Annotated in this window: 20 protein-coding genes; 4 read left to right on the forward strand and 16 right to left on the reverse strand. The window is 59.1% G+C overall.

Features of this window, described 5'->3' with window-relative positions; translation table 11 throughout:
- From G5168_RS19275 to trhA, 3 genes are all read right to left on the reverse strand, one after another.
- Positions 1 to 1,479, reverse strand: a 1,479-nt coding sequence (locus tag G5168_RS19275) for a retention module-containing protein (protein ID WP_421231745.1), incomplete at its 3' end; no start/stop codon positions are given.
- A 229-nt stretch (positions 1,480 to 1,708) separates the two neighbouring features.
- Entirely contained in the window at positions 1,709 to 3,370 is a 1,662-nt protein-coding gene (locus G5168_RS19280; RefSeq protein WP_216952965.1) for a putative transporter, read from the reverse strand.
- Positions 3,371 to 3,497: 127 nt separating this feature from the next.
- A complete protein-coding gene (gene trhA, locus G5168_RS19285; protein WP_005335337.1) occupies positions 3,498 to 4,133 on the reverse strand; it encodes a PAQR family membrane homeostasis protein TrhA in 636 nt (211 codons plus the stop codon).
- A 175-nt stretch (positions 4,134 to 4,308) separates the two neighbouring features.
- Here trhA and G5168_RS19290 point away from each other — a divergent pair, with 175 nt between their 5' ends.
- The 3 genes from G5168_RS19290 (at position 4,309) to G5168_RS19300 (ending at position 6,807) form a co-directional block, all read left to right on the forward strand.
- Positions 4,309 to 5,832, forward strand: coding sequence for an aminotransferase class V-fold PLP-dependent enzyme (locus G5168_RS19290; protein WP_421210072.1), 1,524 nt, complete (start codon positions 4,309 to 4,311; stop codon positions 5,830 to 5,832).
- Between the two features lie 90 nt (positions 5,833 to 5,922).
- The gene (locus G5168_RS19295; protein WP_005354349.1) at positions 5,923 to 6,486 is read left to right on the forward strand and encodes a septation protein A; all 564 of its coding nucleotides are present in this window, start codon (positions 5,923 to 5,925) and stop codon (positions 6,484 to 6,486) included.
- Positions 6,487 to 6,510: 24 nt separating this feature from the next.
- The gene (locus tag G5168_RS19300; protein WP_227342015.1) at positions 6,511 to 6,807 is read left to right on the forward strand and encodes a YciI family protein; all 297 of its coding nucleotides are present in this window, start codon (positions 6,511 to 6,513) and stop codon (positions 6,805 to 6,807) included.
- 87 nt (positions 6,808 to 6,894) lie between these two features.
- On the opposite strand, the gene cysQ is transcribed toward G5168_RS19300, so the two are convergent.
- From cysQ to rpoE, 11 genes are all read right to left on the reverse strand, one after another.
- Positions 6,895 to 7,662 carry a 3'(2'),5'-bisphosphate nucleotidase CysQ gene (gene cysQ, locus G5168_RS19305; RefSeq protein ID WP_408082986.1) on the reverse strand — a complete coding sequence of 256 codons (768 nt, stop codon included), beginning with the start codon at positions 7,660 to 7,662 and terminating at the stop codon, positions 6,895 to 6,897.
- A 198-nt stretch (positions 7,663 to 7,860) separates the two neighbouring features.
- Positions 7,861 to 8,598 carry a pyridoxine 5'-phosphate synthase gene (gene pdxJ, locus G5168_RS19310; RefSeq protein WP_421252595.1) on the reverse strand — a complete coding sequence of 246 codons (738 nt, stop codon included), beginning with the start codon at positions 8,596 to 8,598 and terminating at the stop codon, positions 7,861 to 7,863.
- A gap of 84 nt (positions 8,599 to 8,682) precedes the next feature.
- The gene (gene recO / locus G5168_RS19315) at positions 8,683 to 9,393 is read right to left on the reverse strand and encodes a DNA repair protein RecO (protein ID WP_041210624.1); all 711 of its coding nucleotides are present in this window, start codon (positions 9,391 to 9,393) and stop codon (positions 8,683 to 8,685) included.
- Positions 9,394 to 10,293, reverse strand: a complete 900-nt coding sequence (era, locus tag G5168_RS19320) for a GTPase Era (RefSeq protein ID WP_005335393.1) — start codon at positions 10,291 to 10,293, stop codon at positions 9,394 to 9,396.
- On the reverse strand, positions 10,290 to 10,961 hold the full coding sequence (gene rnc, locus G5168_RS19325) for a ribonuclease III (RefSeq protein WP_005335394.1): 672 nt from the start codon (positions 10,959 to 10,961) through the stop codon (positions 10,290 to 10,292). Before rnc ends, era begins: the two co-directional genes overlap by 4 nt.
- On the reverse strand, positions 10,962 to 11,885 hold the full coding sequence (lepB, locus tag G5168_RS19330; protein ID WP_005335395.1) for a signal peptidase I: 924 nt from the start codon (positions 11,883 to 11,885) through the stop codon (positions 10,962 to 10,964). It lies immediately after the preceding gene.
- A gap of 3 nt (positions 11,886 to 11,888) precedes the next feature.
- Positions 11,889 to 13,682 carry a translation elongation factor 4 gene (gene lepA, locus G5168_RS19335; protein WP_005335396.1) on the reverse strand — a complete coding sequence of 598 codons (1,794 nt, stop codon included), beginning with the start codon at positions 13,680 to 13,682 and terminating at the stop codon, positions 11,889 to 11,891.
- Positions 13,683 to 13,798: 116 nt separating this feature from the next.
- A complete protein-coding gene (locus tag G5168_RS19340) occupies positions 13,799 to 14,260 on the reverse strand; it encodes a SoxR reducing system RseC family protein (protein ID WP_040068038.1) in 462 nt (153 codons plus the stop codon).
- A gap of 100 nt (positions 14,261 to 14,360) precedes the next feature.
- Positions 14,361 to 15,341, reverse strand: a complete 981-nt coding sequence (locus tag G5168_RS19345) for a MucB/RseB C-terminal domain-containing protein (protein ID WP_216980206.1) — start codon at positions 15,339 to 15,341, stop codon at positions 14,361 to 14,363.
- Positions 15,342 to 15,362: 21 nt separating this feature from the next.
- The gene (locus G5168_RS19350) at positions 15,363 to 15,965 is read right to left on the reverse strand and encodes an RseA family anti-sigma factor (protein ID WP_227342014.1); all 603 of its coding nucleotides are present in this window, start codon (positions 15,963 to 15,965) and stop codon (positions 15,363 to 15,365) included.
- A gap of 22 nt (positions 15,966 to 15,987) precedes the next feature.
- Complete coding sequence (rpoE, locus tag G5168_RS19355; RefSeq protein WP_005335411.1) at positions 15,988 to 16,569, reverse strand: RNA polymerase sigma factor RpoE; 582 nt, start codon at positions 16,567 to 16,569, stop codon at positions 15,988 to 15,990.
- Between the two features lie 182 nt (positions 16,570 to 16,751).
- Between rpoE and nadB the strand changes: the two genes are divergently transcribed.
- Complete coding sequence (nadB, locus tag G5168_RS19360) at positions 16,752 to 18,359, forward strand: L-aspartate oxidase (RefSeq protein WP_201934018.1); 1,608 nt, start codon at positions 16,752 to 16,754, stop codon at positions 18,357 to 18,359.
- Positions 18,360 to 18,503: 144 nt separating this feature from the next.
- On the opposite strand, the gene G5168_RS19365 is transcribed toward nadB, so the two are convergent.
- Together G5168_RS19365 and G5168_RS19370 are read right to left on the reverse strand one after the other, a co-directional pair.
- Positions 18,504 to 18,896, reverse strand: a complete 393-nt coding sequence (locus G5168_RS19365) for a protein YgfX (RefSeq protein ID WP_421252603.1) — start codon at positions 18,894 to 18,896, stop codon at positions 18,504 to 18,506.
- A 19-nt stretch (positions 18,897 to 18,915) separates the two neighbouring features.
- Positions 18,916 to 19,185 (reverse strand): succinate dehydrogenase assembly factor 2, encoded by a 270-nt coding sequence (locus tag G5168_RS19370; RefSeq protein WP_005335417.1) that lies wholly within the window; start codon positions 19,183 to 19,185, stop codon positions 18,916 to 18,918.
- Between the last annotated feature and the right edge of the window lie 85 nt (positions 19,186 to 19,270).

The following is a 19,270-nucleotide window of genomic DNA, read 5'->3' on the forward strand; positions in this document are numbered from 1 at the left end:
GAGCTCGACCGCCTTGGCTTCATCCACCGACAGGTTGCCATCGCCAATCGCCGCCAGGTCGATGCTCGGCAGGTCAGTATCCACTTCATAACCTTCGCTGTCGGTCGCGGTGGCGCTGTTGCCCGCCACGTCGGTGCTGGTCACGCTGGCATCGATGGTGCGGTCGCCATCGGCCGCCAGGTCGCTGCCCGCCACCAAGATGGTGAAGCGGCCATCGGCATCCACCGGACCGGTAAACGGTTTGCCGTTGACGGTCAGGGTGACGGTGTCCCCTGCCTTGAACTCGCCGCTCACGGTGCCGCTGACCGGGATCTGCTGACCCGCTTCGGCGGCGTTGATGACGTCGTCGGCGGTGATGTCGGCATCCAGGGTGATGGCCAGGTCAGGGGCCTTGCTATCAACACTGCCATCGTCGGTAGCGGTACCTGTGTTGCCAGCCGGATCGGTGATGCTGGCCGTCACCTCATAGCTGCCTTCGGCCAGCGGAGTAGTGACATCTACGCTGTAGCTGCCACCAGGTTGTACCGTGGCGGTCAATTTTTGCTGGTTACCATTGGCATCGGTCACGACCAGAGTGACCGTGCTGCCAGCAGGTGCATCCGTAGTACCCGTGATGGTCGGGGTGGTGTCATTGGTATTGTCAGGTGCATCAACAGTAATCACTGGAGCGGTTACATCCACACTGCCATCATCAGTTGCACTGCCGGTATTCCCCGCAGGATCGGTCACTGTGGCGGTGACGGTATAAGAACCCTCGGCCAGTGGGGTAACCACATCCACGGTGAAGGTGCCATTAGGTGTGACAATAGCGGTCAGGGTCTGCTGATTGCCGTTGACATCGGTCACCACCAGGGTCACCGTGCTGCCTGCAGGCGCATCCGTGGTTCCGGTCAGGGTCGGAGTGGTGTCATTGGTATTGTCTGGCGCTACCACGGAGATGGTTGGAGGCGTAAGGTCAAATACCTCATCTTCTCCAGCCGCATCCAGCGGTGGCTCGCCATTGGCGTTGTAGATAGTATCGAAGGTGGCTTCAGCAATGGTTGCGGAACCGGTACGGTCGATGGTGACAAAACCGCCGTTGCCACTGGCTCCGGCGACACCACCAACACCACCACCACCGGCAGCAGGTGCACCGCCTGCGGCGGAGGCTTCAAAGGCCTGGGTCGGGTCAGCGCCACCCAAAATGGCTTCTTGCAGGGCACTGATATCATCGGGTGTGCCTGCGGCACTGTTTTGCGCCAGCTGGGGAGCATCTTCCTCTTCGGCAGGCTCACTCTGCTCGCTGGCAGGTTGCACATTGAAAGACTGTCCGCCGCCCATGAAACTGGCGCCATCCGGCGACATGATCACCGCCCCTTTCGGCAGCACATCCCCTTCCACCAGCAACTTGCGGCTACCATCTGCAGCCACCTGATAAACTTGACCTTTGAGCTGGGTGACGGTTACGCCCTGTTCCAGAGTAACGGAATTGGTAATCATGTTCTCTCCTGAATCCTGATTTGCATGCAAAAAGCCACAGCCTACTCTGCACAGAGAGAGAGCAAATAACCAGTTCGAAAATTCGAAAGAATAGACTGATTTGAGGCTGGACCGTTCAGCCAGACAGAAGGGTGACGAGGGGATTACCGAAAAATAAAAACTAAAATTATCAATACATTACATTATCATGACAGGAGCATGACAAGGCATGCTCCTGTCAGAATTAACCCTATGCACCGGCCCAGAGGATGATGGCCAGCAGTTGCGGCGAGATGATCCGCAAGAACATCACCAGCGGGTAGACAGTGGCATAGGAGAGCGCACTGGCACCACTGGTCGGGTGCATGGCGTTGGCAAAGGCCAATGCGGGAGGATCCGTCATGGAGCCAGCCAGCAAGCCACAGAGGGTGAGATAGTTCATCTTGCCATAGAGACGCGCCAGCACCCCGACCACCAGCAAGGGGATCAGGGTAATCGCTGCCCCATATAGCATCCAGGAGGGGCCATCACCGTTGATCAGGGTATCAACAAAGCCGGCCCCTGACTTGAAGCCAACCACCGCCAGAAACAGCACGATCCCGATCTCCCGCAACGCCAGGTTGGCGCTGGGGGGCATGAACCAGTAGAGCTTGCCGATGCTGCCGATCCGCGACAGGATCAGCGCCACCACCAGCGGCCCCCCCGCCAGACCCAATTTGAGAGCGGCCGGGAATCCGGGCAGGTAGAAGGGGATGGAGCCGAGCAATACGCCGAGGCCAATCCCGATAAATACCGGCAACATCTGCACCTGTTGCAGTTTTTGCTGCACGTTGCCGACCACATTGGTCACGGCCTCGATGGCATCGAGACGACCTACTAGGTTGAGGATGTCACCAAACTGCAGACTGGTCTGGCTGGTCGGTACCAGCTCGATACCGGCCCGGTTGAGGCGCGAGATCACCACGTCATAGCGCTGTTTGATGTCAAGATCGCGGATCTTCTTGCCCAGCACCTGCTCGTTGGTCACCACGACCCGCTCCACCCTCAGGTCGGTACCGCGAGTCGATAGGGAGGTGTCGACCTCTTCACCCAGCACCAGCAACACCTTGTGCAGTGCATGGCGCTCACCAACCAGGTGCAGCAGGTCGCCCAGCTCGATACGGGAATCAGGGCGCGGCACCATCAGCTCGTCGCCACGCTTGAGGCGTGAGCAGATGACATCAGACTCGTCGAGACTCGGGATCTCGCTCAGCATCAAGCCATGCATGTTGGGGTTGCGTACCGCGATGTTGATGGTCTGCAAGCTCTCCTTGGTTTTACCTGTCTGCAACTCGAACTGGGCGGCTTCATCGTCGATCTTGATGCGAAAGAAGACCCTGACCAGCCACATGGTGAGCAAAATGCCGCAGATGCCGAATGGATAGGCCACTGCGTATCCCATCCCCATCAGCCCGGTTGAACCATGGGGAGCTCCCAGCTCCGCCAGGATCTGCTGACCCGCACCAAGAGATGGGGTATTGGTCACGGCACCGGAGAAGACCCCGAGGATCACCGGTAGCGGCACATCAAACAGTTGATGAAGTGCCGCCGCAACGATGCACCCCAGGATAACCAGCAAAGCAGCAAAGGCATTGAGCTTGAGTCCGGAGCTGCGCAATGACGAGAAAAAACCGGGGCCGACCTGAATGCCGATGGTATAGACAAACAGGATCAGGCCAAACTCTTGAATAAAATGGAGTGTTTGCTCATCGAGCGCCAGCTCTGACACCCCGGCAAAGTGACCCACTATGATGCCGCCGAACAGCACCCCACCGATCCCTAACCCAACGCCATAGACTCGCCAGTTTCCAAGCCAGAGTCCCAGCACTGCCACCAGCGACAACATGCTGATGGAAAGCGCGATTTCACTCATTTCGTGCATCCTTTGCGAATTGAACTGGCCCTAGCTTGTCAGCAAACGCTGATGCCAACTGTGTGATACCGCACGAATTTATCCTTTTACGCGCTAAAAATACCAATTAAGGGCTAGTTGCAAGACGTTAGGCGACGTAGCCGTAAATGGCCATAAAGTGACAAACGCTGCCACCCAGCACAAAGAGATGCCAGATGGCGTGGTTATAGGGGATCTGCTTGGCCACATAGAAGATGACCCCGAGGCTGTAGATAAGGCCGCCAAGCCCGAGCAGCAGCAGCCCCTCACCGGCCAGATGGATATAGAGCTGGTAGATGACCACCAGCGACAACCAGCCCAACATCAGGTAGGTAAAGAGCGACAACTTCTTGAAGCGGTTGATAAATACCAACTTGAACACCACGCCAGCCAGCGCCAGGGCCCAGATCACCACCATCAACCCCTTTGCCAGCGGCGTGTCGAGTGCAACCAGCAGGAAGGGAGTATAAGTACCGGCAATCAGCAGATAGATGGCACAGTGATCAAACACCTTGCACCAGCGTCTGGCCCGCCCTTCCGCCATGCTGTGGTAGAGGGTCGAGGCAAGATAGAGTAGCACCAGACTGCCGCCATAAAGGCTGTAGCTCACCAGCGCCTGCGTACCCTGCCCCCATCCCTTGATGAGCAACAGCACCAGCCCGACAATCCCCAGCAACAATCCCGCACCGTGACTCAGCCGGTTTGCCAGCTCCTCCCGGGGGGAGTAATCCATCACACCACTCATAACATCGACTCCACAATAACTGTGGCTCACTCTACCCAGCGCCATTTCGGAGTACAAGTGTTCGCTTAAAAAATGGAGTGGCTGTCACCCGCCCCCCTTTGGTGTATGCTCTGCCGCCGATGCCCGACAGAAGCGGCATAGACACCAACACCGGTGACCTGGTCTGGAGAACCTGATGACGTTGACTGAGCTGTTTACACAAGCGGATCCCGCCTTTGGCGAGGCGATGAACACCTTGCTGGAGAGCTTCCACCACTCCGACGACAGTCAGGCTATCTACCAGCGCGACCAGTTCACCCACCAGCTCGCTCAATCCCGAATGCCTGCGGTCGGTCTCTCCATCGATGAGTATCTGGCGCGGCTGGCCACCCTGGTACCCGGCGCATCCCATCTCACCTCGCCACGCTACATGGGTCATATGACAGCACCATTGCCGGCCTTCACTGCCGAGCTGTCGCGCCTGCTGGTGATGCTCAACCAGAATCCGATGAAGATGGAGTCCTCCCGACTGCTCAGCTTTCTGGAGCGGGAGGTGCTGGCCAAGCTGCACCGCCTCATCTATGGCAGGGACGATGCTTTCTACGGCGAGCAGATGCATGCCAAGGATGCCGCCCTCGGCGTCATGACCAGCGGCGGCACCATCGCCAACGTCACGGCGCTGTGGCTAGCCCGCAACCGTGCCTGCGGCGACAACCTGTTCGCCCTCTATGAGCAGGGCTATCGCGGCGCCGTCATTCTGGGCTCCCGGCTGATGCACTACTCCTTCGACAAGGGGATGGATCTGTTGGGACTGGGCGCCCGCAGCGTCTGGCGCCTCGAGACCGACGAACAGAACCGGCTCAGTCTGGCCGCGCTGGAGCAGGCGCTGATCCAGAGCAAAGAGCAAAAATTGAAAGTACTGGCGCTGGTCGGCGTGGCGGGCAGCACAGACTTTGGCTCCATCGATCCCCTGCCGGAGCTGGCGGCCATCGCCGAACGCGAGCAGATCCACTTCCACGTGGATGCTGCCTGGGGTGGCCCGACCCTCTTCTCCCCCCGCTATCAAACCCTGCTGGCCGGGATCGAGCGAGCCGATACCGTCACCCTGGATGGCCACAAACAACTGCTGGTGCCGCTCGGTACCGGCATGCTGCTTTGCCGCCAGCCAGACCTGATGATGGCGGTCAAGCGGGAGGCCCCTTACGCCATCCGTGCCACCTCGTTCGATCAGGGTCGCTTTACCCTGGAGGGCACCCGCCCGGCCAACGCCCTCTATCTGGATGCCGCCTTCCAGCTGTTCGGCCAGCAGGGCTATGCCGACCTGCTCGAGGCCAACTACGACCGAGCCAGACTGATGGCCGAGCTTATCACCAGCAATCCGGCCTTCGAGTTGATGTCTGCTCCGGTGATGAACCTGCTCTCCTACCGCTGCATCCCGCCCCATCTACAGGGCAAGCTGCTGGACGAGACGGCCAACGAACAGATCAATGCCTTCAACGTGGCGCTGCAAAAAGCCCAGCGCGCCGAAGGGCACAGCTTTGTCTCCCGTACCCAGCGGGCGGTGGTACGCTACGGTGCCCAACCGCTCACCCTGCTGCGCGCCGTGCTGCTCAACCCGCTTATCGAAGAGCGCCATATCCGCGACCTGCTGGCCGATCAGCAGCGACTGGGGATCTCGATTGCACGCCAACTGTTTGGCGACAGCGCGGAACCGGCGTAAAAATGAGCGGTCTTATTCATTTGCCGTTGTCTGCTGTACAGGTAGACTGGGCGAAATTTGCAGGCCATCTTTGAGGACTAGGCGCCAACAATGAAGCAATTTATTGAATTTATTCCACTTATCGTTTTCTTTGCGGTCTACAAGTTCTACGACATCTATATGGCCACCGGCGCACTGGTGGTGGTCACCGGTCTGCAGCTCGCCTATAGCTGGATCCGCTATCGCAAAGTCGAGAAGATGCAGCTATTCACCTTCCTGCTGGTTGGCTTCTTCGGCGGCCTCACTGTCTTCTTCCACGATGACACCTTTATCAAGTGGAAAGTGACCGTCATCAACGTGCTGTTCGCACTGGGCCTGCTCATCAGCCGCTACGGCTTTGGCAAGAATCTGATCAAACAGATGTTGGCCAAGGAGCTGCAAGCCCCCGATGCAGTCTGGGACAAGGTCAATCTCGGCTGGGTCGGCTTCTTTACCGTCTGTGGCCTGCTCAACCTCTACGTGGCGTTCAACCTGCCGCAAGAGATGTGGGTCAACTTCAAGGTATTCGGCCTGCTGGGGATGACGCTGGTCTTTACCCTGCTGAGCGGCGTCTATCTCTATCGCCATATCCCTGCCGAGCAGTTGTCCCAGCAAAAAGACGAACCCAAAAAGTAACCCTCATCAGAAAAGGATTGTCTCATGTGGTATCTCATCTACTCCGAAGATGTCCCCGATAGCCTGCCACTGCGCAAGCAAGTTCGCCCTGCCCATCTGGCTCGCCTGCAAGCCCTGCAGGATGAAGGGCGCCTGCTGACCGCCGGCCCCAACCCGGCTATCGATGCAGAGGATCCGGCCGATGCAGGCTTTACCGGCAGCACCGTCATCGCCGAGTTTGCCTCGCTGGCTGACGCCAAAGACTGGGCCGATGCCGATCCCTATGTGGCAGCTGGCGTCTATGCCAAAGTGACCATCAAGCCGTTCAAGAAAGTCTTTTAAAACTGCGTCAAATACAAAGAGGCCGGAACGGATGTACAACCCGCTCCGGCCTCTTTTTATTGCGCGATGCTCAGCGCACCAACAAGGTCACGCTCTGGCGACAAACCAGGGATTGAGGATATCGGGGTTGTTGTAGGCAAGGGGTGAGCCATCGAGCTGGGTGACGCTGCCACCCGCCCCCTCCAGCACCGCCTGTGCAGCGCCGGTATCCCACTCGCAGGTAGGTGCGAGGCGCGGATAGAGCTCGGCGCCCCCCTCGGCAATGATGCAGAACTTCAGCGAACTGCCCATGGAAACCAGCTCGATCTCGCCAAAAGGAGCCAAGAAATCGAGGGTTTCCTGCGACAGGTGGTTGCGACTGCCCACCACTCGCCACGCCTCGCCTTCACGATGAGGCCGGGTCTGGATAGGCTCGCGCTTGCCATCGGCGATGCGCCAGGCACCGAGACCCTTTCCGCCATACCAGAGCTTGTCCAGCACAGGGGCATAGACCAGCCCCCAGCGCGGCGCCCCCCCTTCAATCAGCGCGATATTGACGGTGAACTCGCCGTTGCGGGAGACAAACTCCTTGGTGCCGTCGAGGGGATCCACCAGCCAGTAGCGGGACCAGCCGTGGCGTGCAGCCATCACCTCGGGCCCTGACTCCTCCGACAATACGGGAATATCCGGAGTCAGCCGCGCCAACCCCTGAACGATCACCTCATGAGCACCCTTGTCGGCCGCGGTCAGCGGACTCTCGTCGCTCTTGTACTCCACCGCGAAGGGCTGGCTGTAGATAGCCATGATGGCCGCTCCCGCCGCGCGAGCGACAGGTTCAAGTTCGGTGATATCGGGGTGGTACAGGGGGTGATCCATAACAATCTCGTCCAATTCACAGGGTCAACCAGTGTAACCCTTTTGACATCAACTGCTTATAGCCGATTGTGCTGGGTTATTACAGCTCTATAGCCGCCAACCCATTGCCCTTGCTTGAACAGGGCCAGAAATAATAAAGGACGCCGTGGCGTCCCTTGTTATTTTTGGCAGACTTCATCAGGCCGCCTGTCTGGTGGGTCAGATCCCCTGACGGGCTTCCTGCATCAGCAGGCGCATATCGCTCACAGCCTTGGCCAGACCATCAAAGGCGGCGCGGCCGATGATGGCGTGGCCGATGTTGAGCTCATAGAGCTCGGGGATGGCGGCGATGGCCTTGACGTTGTGATAGTGCAGACCGTGGCCGGCATTGACCTTCAAGCCCTTGCCTGCGGCATAGGAGGCGCCGGCGGCGATACGCTTGAACTCGGCGTTGCGCTCGGCATCTGTGGTGGCATCGGCGTAACGGCCGGTATGGATCTCGATAAAGGGGGCACCACTCTCGGCAGCCGCATCGATCTGGATGGGATCGGCGTCGATAAAGAGGGATACCTGGGCACCCACAGCAGAGAGGCGGGCAACGGCGTCAATCACCTTGTCCAGCTGACCGGCCACGTCCAGACCGCCCTCGGTGGTCACCTCGGTGCGCTTCTCCGGCACCAGACAGACGAAGTGGGGCTTGATGCGGCAGGCGATGCCGATCATCTCTTCGGTCACCGCCATTTCCAGATTCATTCTGGTCTGGATAGTCTGACGCAGGATCTCCACATCGCGGTCGGTGATGTGGCGGCGATCTTCTCGCAGATGCACGGTAATGCCATCGGCCCCGGCCTGTTCGGCCACAAAGGCGGCCTGTACCGGATCCGGGTACTGGGTGCCACGGGCGTTGCGCAGAGTCGCGATATGGTCGATGTTCACACCCAGATAGATTTCACTCATTGAGAACTCCTTGAAAGGCTTCATCTGTTGACTGCGCGGTCAGCGAATCACACCGCGCCAATATCCGTATGTCTGTAATCTGTGTCAGCCTTGGATGCTGGCTTTGCGTTTTAAAAACAGCTCCCGGCTCTTTAACTGGCGTTTGCCCAGATAGGGTTGCAGTGCCAATCGGCTGAAACGTTTGGCCGCCTGCAGCAAGGGAGGGGTATCGAAACGTCCCTCGGCAAAGGCAAGCAGGTGGGCACCGAGAAACAGGGTACGGGGATCCGGCGCCCGCTCGCAAGCAACAAAGCCCAATTCACGCTCGAAGCCATAGAGCAAGGTCGGCTCGATGGGCGACTCGTCGTCCGCCGTGTATTCGAAATCGACCGCATAGCCGAGCGCCTGCAACAGCAGGAACTCAAAGCGACGCAGCGGCAGCTCCGGCGTCTCGCCATCGGCCAGCGCCATGATGGCACGGGCATAGGCGTCGAATACTTCGGGGAACGGGGTGTGCGCTTCCAGCAGGTAGTAAACCAGCTCGTTGAGATAGAGGCCGTAGAAGAGGCGATCGCCGCCGAGACGCAGGGAGTGATCCGGGCATTCGACCTGGGTGAGGTTCTTGAGATCCCCCTTGCCGCGCCAGGCGATGGTGAGCAGGGTAAAGGGTTGCAGCAGCCCCTTGAGAGGGGAGCGTGGCCCGCGAGAACCGCGAGCCACCAGAGTAAATCGGCCACTATCCTGGGTGAAGACCTCGACCAGCTGGCTGGTCTCCCGATAGGGCCGACTGTGGATGACGAAAGCCGGGGTCAGCAATCAGTCGTCGCCATACCCGAGGCTGCGCAGGGCGCGCTCATCATCAGCCCAGCCCGACTTGACCTTGACCCACAGCTCGAGGTGCACCTTGTTCTGGAACAGCCGCTCCATATCGAGGCGTGCTTCGGTGCCGATGGTCTTGATCTTCTCGCCCTTGTTGCCGATGACCATCTTCTTCTGGCCATCGCGCTCGACCAGGATCAGGCCGTGGATGTGGTAGAGGCCGTTCTCTTCCACCTTGAAGCGCTCGATCTCCACCGTCACCGAGTAGGGCAGCTCCTCACCGGTGAAGCGCATCAGCTTCTCGCGGATGATTTCGGAAGCCATAAAACGGGAGGAGCGGTCGGTCACGTAATCTTCCGGGAAGAAATGGACGTTTTCCGGCAGCAGATCCTTGGCCCACTCGCGGATCTTCTCCACGTTGGTGCCCTTTTCGGCACTGATGGGCAGAATATGGGCAAAGTTCATCTGTTGGCCCAGCCACTCGAGGTGGGGCAGCAGATCTTCTTTCTCTTTGACGTTGTCGATCTTGTTGACCGCCAGCACCACCGGGCACTTGAGATTGCGCAGCTTGCCCAGCACCATCTCGTCGTCTTTGGTCCAGTGGGTACCGTCGACCATGAACACCACCATGGCCACATCCCCCAGCGAACTGGTGGCGGCACGGTTCATCAGACGGTTGATGGCCCGTTTCTCTTCAATGTGCAGACCCGGGGTATCCACATAGATGGTCTGGTAGTTATCCTCGGTGTCGATCCCCAAAATCCGGTGACGGGTGGTCTGGGGCTTCTTCGAGGTGATGCTGACCTTCTGGCCAAGCAGCTTGTTAAGCAGGGTGGACTTGCCCACATTCGGGCGGCCCACGATGGCGACAAAGCCGCAGTAGGTGGTATCTGTCATGACAGTTTTTCCAATGCTTGCTGCGCCGCGGCCTGTTCGGCCTTGCGACGGCTGGTGCCGACCCCGACGAGGGGACCATCCAGACCTTCCACGTCACACTGGACGGTGAACTCCTGGTTGTGGGCCTCGCCCTTGACGTTGGTCACGGTGTAGGTCGGCAGGGATTTGCGGCTTCCCTGCAAAATTTCTTGCAGACGGGTCTTGGGATCTTTCTGCTCGATGCCCGGCTTGATCTCTTCCAGGCGGCTGGCATACCAGCTCAGCAACAGTGTCCGCACCGTCTCAAGATTGGTATCCAGATAGACGGCACCGATCACCGCCTCGACCGTGTCGGCCAGAATGGATTCGCGGCGAAAACCGCCGCTCTTGAGTTCGCCGGGACCGAGGATCAGGTGATCCCCGAGGTCAAACTCCCGGCCCAGTTCGGCCAGGGTCTTCTCGCGCACCAGGGTGGCGCGCATCCGGCTGAGATCCCCTTCCGCCGCTTGCGGGAAGCGGTGGAACAGATCGTCGGCAATCACCAGACTCAAAATCGAGTCACCCAGAAATTCCAGTCGTTCATTGTGACGAGAGCCGGCGCTGCGGTGAGTCAGCGCCCGGGTCAGCAGTTCCAGATCCGCAAAGACATGCCCGAGACGGGACTGCAGTCTGTTCATCTTGATATTCATTTACTTGATTCCGCCAATGCGGTTGAAGCGCACACCTGTCGGTACCCAACTTGGCAGCAGGGAGCCTTCTTCGCGCTCGAATTCAAAACTTATCCAGATAGCGACCGCCTTGCCGACCAGATTCTGCTCGGGCACAAAGCCCCAGAAGCGGCTGTCGGTGCTGTTGTCGCGGTTGTCGCCCATCACGAAATACTGGCCTTCCGGTACCACCCATTCGTCGGGGTAGGTGCCGGGCTGGCGATAGTAACGGCCAACCATGTCGGGCATCAGCGGATTGCGCAGGGTCTCGTGGGAGACATCGCCCAACTGCTCGGTATAGCGATCAAGGGGGATCCCCATCTGGGTAAATTCGCCTCTTTGTTCAAACTTGACGTCGAGCTTCTTGAAGCCCGGGCACGTTTTCCCTTCCTGCTCTTCGCACTTGGGCCGGATCATCAGCTCCTTGTTGCGATAGATGACCCGATCACCCGGCATGCCGACCACCCGCTTGATGTAGTCAACGCGCGGTTCAAGGGGATACTTGAACACCACCACGTCGCCACGCTTGGGCTCGCCAGTCTCGAGGAACTTGGTGTTGGTCACCGGGTCCCGCAGACCATAGGCAAATTTTTCCACCAGGATGAAGTCGCCCACCAGCAGGGTGGGCATCATGGAACCTGACGGGATCTGGAACGGTTCAAAAATGAACGAACGCAGGATCAGCACAAAGGTGATGACCGGGAACACCCCGGCGGTCTGCTCAATCCAGACCGGCACGGGGGCGACCTTGGCCAGGGTCTTCTCATCCAGGTGGGCACCGCCATGGGCACGAGCCACAGCAATCTTGGCGGCGCGCTGCTTGGACCAAATCATCTTGTCCAGACACCAGATAACACCGGTGATCGCGCAGACCACCACCAGGATCAGGGAAAACGTGCTTGCCATCTATTAATCCTTTCCGACGTGGAGAATCGCGAGGAAGGCTTCCTGCGGCACGTCGACACGGCCGAGAGACTTCATCCGCTTCTTACCTTCTTTCTGCTTGTTCAGCAGTTTCTTCTTACGACTCACGTCACCACCGTAACACTTGGCGGTTACGTCTTTACGCAGTGCCTTGACGGTGCTGCGTGCGATGATCTGGTTGCCGATGGCCGCCTGAATGGCGATATCGAACATCTGGCGCGGGATCAGCTCGCGCATCTTCTCCACCACCTGACGACCGCGATACTGGGCGTTGTCCTTGTGGGTGATGATGGCCAGGGCATCGACGCGCTCACCGTTGATCATGATGTCCAGACGGACCATGTCGGAGGTTTCGAAACGCTTGAAGCCGTAATCCAGCGAGGCGTAACCGCGACTGGTGGATTTCAGACGATCGAAGAAGTCGAGCACCACTTCCGCCATCGGGATTTCATAGGTCAGCGCCACCTGCTTGCCGTGGTAGACCATGTTGGTCTGCACGCCACGCTTCTCGATACAGAGGGTGATCACGTTGCCCATGTACTCCTGCGGCAGCAAGATATGACACTCGGCGATCGGCTCGCGCATCTCCTTGATGCTGGTGATGGCGGGCATCTGGGCCGGGCTGTCGATGTGGATGGTGGAGCCGTCGGTCAGCTCGATCTCGTACACTACGGTCGGCGCCGTAGTGATCAGATCCAGATCGTATTCACGCTCCAGACGCTCCTGAATGATCTCCATGTGCAGCATGCCGAGGAAGCCACAACGGAAGCCGAAGCCCAGCGCCGTGGAGCTCTCCGGTTCGAAGAACAGGGAGGCATCGTTCAGGGAGAGCTTGTCGAGGGCGTCACGGAACGACTCGTAGTCATCGCTGGAGATGGGGAACAGACCCGCATAAACCTGCGGCTTCACCTTCTTGAAGCCAGCCAGCGCCTTGTCGGCACCATTCTTGGCCTGAGTCAGGGTATCGCCCACCGGCGCGCCGTGGATGTCCTTGATACCGCAGACAACCCAACCTACCTCGCCGCAACCCAGACCCTGGGTATCCACCTGCTTGGGCGTGAAGATACCGATACGATCGACACCCCACACCTGACCGGTGCTCATCACCTTGATCTTGTCGTTCTTCTTCAGGGAACCGTTCTTGATCCGCACCAAAGAGACAACGCCCAAATAGGAGTCGAACCAGGAGTCGATGATCAGCGCCTGCAGCGGGGCATCCGGGTCACCTTCCGGTGCCGGGATCTTGGCGACGATCTCTTCCAGCACCAGATCAACACCCAGACCGGTCTTGGCGGAGCAGCGCACCGCATCGACTGCGTCGATACCGACGATGTCTTCGATCTCCTCGGCAACCCGCTCGGGTTCTGCGGCCGGCAGGTCAATCTTGTTCAGCACCGGCACCACTTCCAGATCCATTTCCATGGCGGTGTAGCAGTTGGCCAGAGTCTGTGCCTCAACCCCCTGGCCGGCATCCACCACCAGCAGCGCCCCTTCACAGGCCGCCAAAGAGCGGGAGACCTCGTAGGAGAAATCCACGTGGCCTGGGGTGTCGATAAAGTTCAGCTGGTAGGTGTTACCGTCTTGTGCCTGGTAGTTCAGGGTCACACTCTGTGCTTTGATGGTAATGCCGCGCTCGCGCTCCAGATCCATGGAGTCAAGCACCTGAGCCTGCATCTCGCGGTCGGACAAGCCACCGCAAGTCTGGATCAGACGGTCCGACAGGGTCGATTTACCGTGGTCGATGTGCGCAATAATCGAAAAGTTACGAATGTGTTTCATCGAGCAAGAGTCACTCAAAATTAGTTAAGGTCAGTTATGGAGGCGCGATTTTACTGGATAACCCGGCTGACGGCCATTCTTTAGTCGCCAGCGCCAGTGAAATAGCGCCTGTTCGGTCAGGGGAGGATGCGGACAGGGACGACAACGCCGAGCATCTGCGGGCCGTAACGCCCCTGATCCAGGCGGTTGGAAAAGTAACGAACCAGTAAAAAGCCCAGCACGCCCCCCAGCAGGCAGCAGAGAATGGTAATCCCCTCCCCGCCCGAGAGCAGCGGCGCCAGCCAGAGCTGCCCCAGCAAGGCGCCGGCCAACAGACAGAAAAGCGGCAGCACATAGACCAGCGCAGCCCCGCGCAGCAGACTCTCCTGCGGGATACCGAGCCTCACTTGCTGGCCAACCCGCACCTCGGCGGTCAGCCTGACTCGCAAGCGGGGGGCTTTCAGGGGAAACGCCTTGGCCACAGTGCCGGTACCGCAGTTGGATTGCTGCTGACAACCACTGCAGGCGGAGCGACGCTCGCACTCCACCCAGGCATGGTCACCCTCAATGGCCACCACGGTCGCCAGCTCTTCACTCATCTCATTCACGGCAACACCTCGTGCTCATGCAATGGCAGGATCTGAACACGACTCACAGCCAACGGCAAGCCGCACACTACTGTGAACCCAGAACATGGACTCACTGCACCGCTTCGTTGCGAGCCAGCGGCTGCACCGACTCGGCGATGCGTTTGGCTGTCTCGGCAGGCACTTCCCCAACCACGGTGATCTCGACCCCCACCTCGTTGACGTAGCTCACCAGCGAGGTCGCCCCCTGGCGGATCAGCTGCTGGCGCACCGCCTGCTTGGGATCGACCCGAGAGACGTAGACCGAGAGATCCACCAGGCCATCGGAGAGCATCATGTAATCCACCGGTACACTGGTGGTCACCAGCTGGTGCCGGTCTTGCGACAGCACCTTGAAGCCATCGGGCAACCAGGTGATCTGCCAGTTCAACTGCTGTTGCGGTGCAGGATAGGCATCCTCCAGCGCCAGCGCCGAGGGCTGCTTGCTGTTGGCCAGCTTTACCAGCCATGGGGACGGTTTTTGTTGCAATTGCAGATCCACCCCCAGCATCTGCTCCACCAGATTGCCCTCCCGCTCCACCATGTCGACTCGCAGCAACAGGTGACTACGTTCGTCAATCCAGAGCACAAAGCCATATTTGTCAGCTTCCTTGGGAACCAACCTGACGACTTGAGCGACCTCGCCGGCCACCCGACTACGGCCAGCAAGCACAGGATCATAACTCTCCAGCACCTGTGCCAACGGCATCTTCACCAGGGTCGACCAGATACCGGGAAAGCGGGCATCCTTCAGGGTGTAGGGATCATGGCTGTTTTCAAAGAAGGTGTACTCGTTCTGACGCTGGAGATACTCGATCGCCTTGCCATCGAGATAGCTGAGATGGGCTACCTCCTTGCCATCGATCACGGCATGGCTGATGCGGATCGGTTCAAGACGTCCCTGACGGGCCTTGACCATGGACAATTCGAAGTTCTGTTGCTGCACGGCACTCTGCATCTGCTGCAACAAGGCCTCGGCCGACTTATCGTCGGCCGAGGCCTTGGCACTGATCAGCAGGAGAGAGGCCAGTAAAATACGGCTGTACTGGCGCACGTTGATATCCCTGACGACTCGTTATTGTTGGTTCTGCCTGTCTTGCAACAGGCGTTGTTGCAACTGGTGGTCACGCAGGAAGGCGTTGATCCGCTCCCGCTGTTCCTGCATCTGCTGTTCGGTCAGACCTTGCTGACGGGCACGGGCACCATCCTGTTGCGGATAATGGACGCTCACAGGCGCCGCGCTGCCACCGATTGGAATGGTATTGAGCACCGGATTGGCCGGAACGCCATCCTGTCCCTGATAATGCTGCACTCCGAAGATAACAGCGGCGGCCACGGAGGCGGCAATGGCGTATTGCCCCAGTTGCTGACCGACACGGCGGAACAACGGAACCACATTGGCATCTGTCTTGACCGGCGCAACGGCAGGTTGCAGCACGGGAGCCGTCTCGACCGGCTTGGGTGCCAGTATGGTGGGCTCATCCTCCAGCGCAGCCATAATGCTGTCACTGAGATCCAGTTGCAGATTGACCGGCAGGTCACCCCGCATGGCATCGCCGATCAGGTGGTAACGACCCCAGGTATCTTGCAAGTCGGAGTCCATCTCCAGCTCGTTCAGTACCTCTGCGTCACTCAGGTCACCATCCATCAGGGCAGAGATTTGCTCTTTATTTGCCATAAGTTAACCCGTCTTTCCCCAGTTAATTCTCGATCAGAGGTTGCAGCTTTTTATCGATTGCTTCCCTCGCCCGGAAGATACGGGATCTGACCGTACCCACAGGGCAATCCATGATTTCGGCAATCTCTTCGTAGCTCAGCCCTTCCAGTTCGCGGAGGGTGATAGCTGTCCTCAGGTCTTCCGGCAATGCCTCTATGGCTGAAAACACGGTGCGTTTGATCTCGTCAGTCAGCGCCAGGTTTTCAGGGGTTGAGACCTCTTGCAAGGCTTCACCACCACCATAAGACTCCGCTTCGTCAGCCTCCACATCACTGCTGGGCGGCCTGCGCCCCTGGGAGGTGAGATAATTCTTCGCCGTGTTCACGGCAATTCGGTACAACCAGGTGTAAAAAGCACTTTCGCCACGGAATGTCGGCAATGCACGGTAGGCTTTTATAAAGGCCTCTTGCGCCACATCGGGCACATCACCGGGATTGTTGACATACCTGGCAACCAGGTTGACCACCTTATGCTGGTATTTTTTTACCAACAGGTTGAAAGCTGCTTTATCGCCGCGCTGGACCCGTTCAACCAGCTGTTCGTCCAGTAGATTCTGGTCGCTCATCAGAGCCGTAAAACCCCCATCAGGTTATCGTTTTTCTTTTCCGGCCCTTCCTAAGCGCACAAGTTCAGACAGGGAGAATCAGAGAAAGTTCGCTTCAATTGAAAAAAATGTGATGCAGGCTGCATCCTCGCCCTCGCTTGGGCTACCATGGTGCCAGTTCTTAATCCAGGCCAATGATACTTATGAAAGCAAGTGTTGAATACCTTTGCGATGTACTGATCATTGGCAGCGGTGCCGCTGGTTTGTCCCTCGCGTTGCGATTGGCAGACCACGCCAAAGTCCTGGTTCTGAGCAAGGGGCCCATCAGTGAAGGGGCCACTTTCTATGCGCAAGGAGGCATCGCTGCCGTTTTCGACGAAACCGACAGCATCGAATCCCACGTGAGCGACACGCTCAACGCGGGCGCCGGGTTGTGTGACCCGGCCGTGGTGGAGTTCACCGCCCGCCACGCCCGCGAGTCCATCCAGTGGCTCATTCAGCAAGGGGTCCCCTTCGATCAGGAGGAGAACGCCGACGGCGAGTCCCAGTACCACCTCACCCGGGAAGGGGGCCACAGCCATCGCCGCATCTTCCACGCGGCAGATGCCACCGGCAAGGCGGTGCAGCTCACCCTGATCGATCAGGTTCGTGCCCACCCCAATATCCAGTTGATGGAGCGCTTCAACGCGGTCGACCTCATCACCACCCGCAAGCTCAACCTGCCGGGCAACAAGGTGCTGGGCGCCTACGTCTGGAACCGCAACGCCGAGCAGGTCGAGGTGATCCGCGCCCGCTTCGTGGCACTGGCCACCGGCGGTGCTTCCAAGGTCTACCAGTACACCTCCAACCCCGATGTGAGCTCTGGCGATGGCATCGCCATGGCGTGGCGGGCCGGCTGCCGGGTGGCGAACCTGGAGTTCAACCAGTTCCACCCCACCAGCCTGTTCCACCCGGATGATCCCAACTTCCTGCTGACCGAAGCACTGCGTGGCGAGGGGGCCTATCTGCGCCGCCCGGACGGCAGCCGCTTTATGCCGGAGTTTGACGAGCGGGCTGAGCTGGCGCCGCGGGATATCGTCGCCCGCGCCATCGACCACGAGATGAAGCGGCTCGGGGCGGATTGCATGTATCTGGATATCAGCCACAAACCGGCCGATTTCATCATCAAGCACTTCCCGACCATTTATGAGCGCTGCCTTGCGGTCGGTATCGACATCACCAAGGAACCGATGCCCATCGTCCCAGCCGCCCACTACACCTGTGGCGGAGTGATGATCGACAGCAACGGCCAGACCGATATTCCCGGCCTCTACGCCATCGGTGAAGTGACCTACACCGGGCTGCACGGTGCCAACCGCATGGCCTCCAACTCCCTGCTGGAATGCGTGGTCTATGCCCATCAGGCGGGGGCCGACATTCTGGCCAAGCTGCCGATGAGTGTGGAGCCGCCGCGCCTGCCGGTATGGGACGAGAGCAAAGTGGAAGATTCCGACGAACTGGTGGTGATCCAGCACAACTGGCACGAGCTGCGGTTGATGATGTGGGACTACGTGGGGATAGTACGTACCAACAAGCGCCTGGCCCGCGCCAAGCGCCGCATCGACCTGCTCAAGCAGGAGGTGCAGGAGTACTACGCCAACTTCCGCGTCTCCAACAACCTGCTGGAGCTGCGCAACCTGCTGCAGGTGGCCGAGCTTATCGTCAACTGCGCCCTGCAGCGCAAGGAGTCCCGCGGCCTGCACTACAACCTGGATCATCCGGATATGCTGCCGGACTCCAAGCCGACCGTACTGACCCCGGAGCGGGATTGATCCCCGCTCCTGCCATACCAATGACCCCGCCTCGGCGGGGTCACTTGTTTTCAACCGCTTTTCAGCCACAAAAAGAGTGTCGCCAGCCACATGGCAACAGCTTATCGCGATAAATCAGCGCATGGTCATCACGGAAAGCAGGCGTCAGCGCCGGGACGGCAGAAAGTGGATGGCTCGCGCCAGCAGGCGGTAATGTTCGGGGGGAAGGGCGTCGGAGAAGAGCCACAGTTGCCGTGGCGACGCCGATTCAGAGCCTTCCGGCTCGGGGCAAAGCGCCAGCCTGAGCACGCCGGGCAAAATACGGCTTTTCTTGCCGAGCTGATAGCGGCAACCTTGCCACTGTAGCCACTGACCATCCCAGACAAGCTCGAACGGGGGCTCGGCGAGGGAGCGCCAGCTCAACCAGAGCGCCGCCAGCCAGACGGGCAGCAACAGCGCCCACTGCCAACCGGCAATCAGGCCAGCCACCGGCCAGAGCAGCAACAGAAAGAGGGCCACCAGCAAACATTGCTGATGGCGGGAGGGGTGAACCGTCATGATCACCCGCTCCACGGTATTACCCCTGGCGGTCGTGGCGCGCCTGATTGCGCTCCAGGATCATCGGGATCATGGCGGCAAATGCGGGATCGGCAGGTACACCATGACCCATGCACCATTTGAACAGATCCGGATCGTCGCTCGCCAGCAGGCGGATAAAGGTCTGCTGATCGGCTTCGCTCAGGGAGTCGAACTCGTGTTCGAAAAAGGGCATAAAGATCACATCCAGCTCGAGCATACCGCGACGGCAGGCCCACTTCAGGCGGGATTTTTCAACTGGGCTCAACATGGCACTCTCCTTACAAAGACCGGGGGATGGTACCAGCTGGATTTTCCGGCTGACAAACATTAGTTACGTCTTTACCATGCAGCTC

Origin of the sequence: Aeromonas sp. 600724, from assembly GCF_049175135.1 — a bacterium.
GTDB classification, from domain to species: domain Bacteria; phylum Pseudomonadota; class Gammaproteobacteria; order Enterobacterales; family Aeromonadaceae; genus Aeromonas; species Aeromonas veronii_A.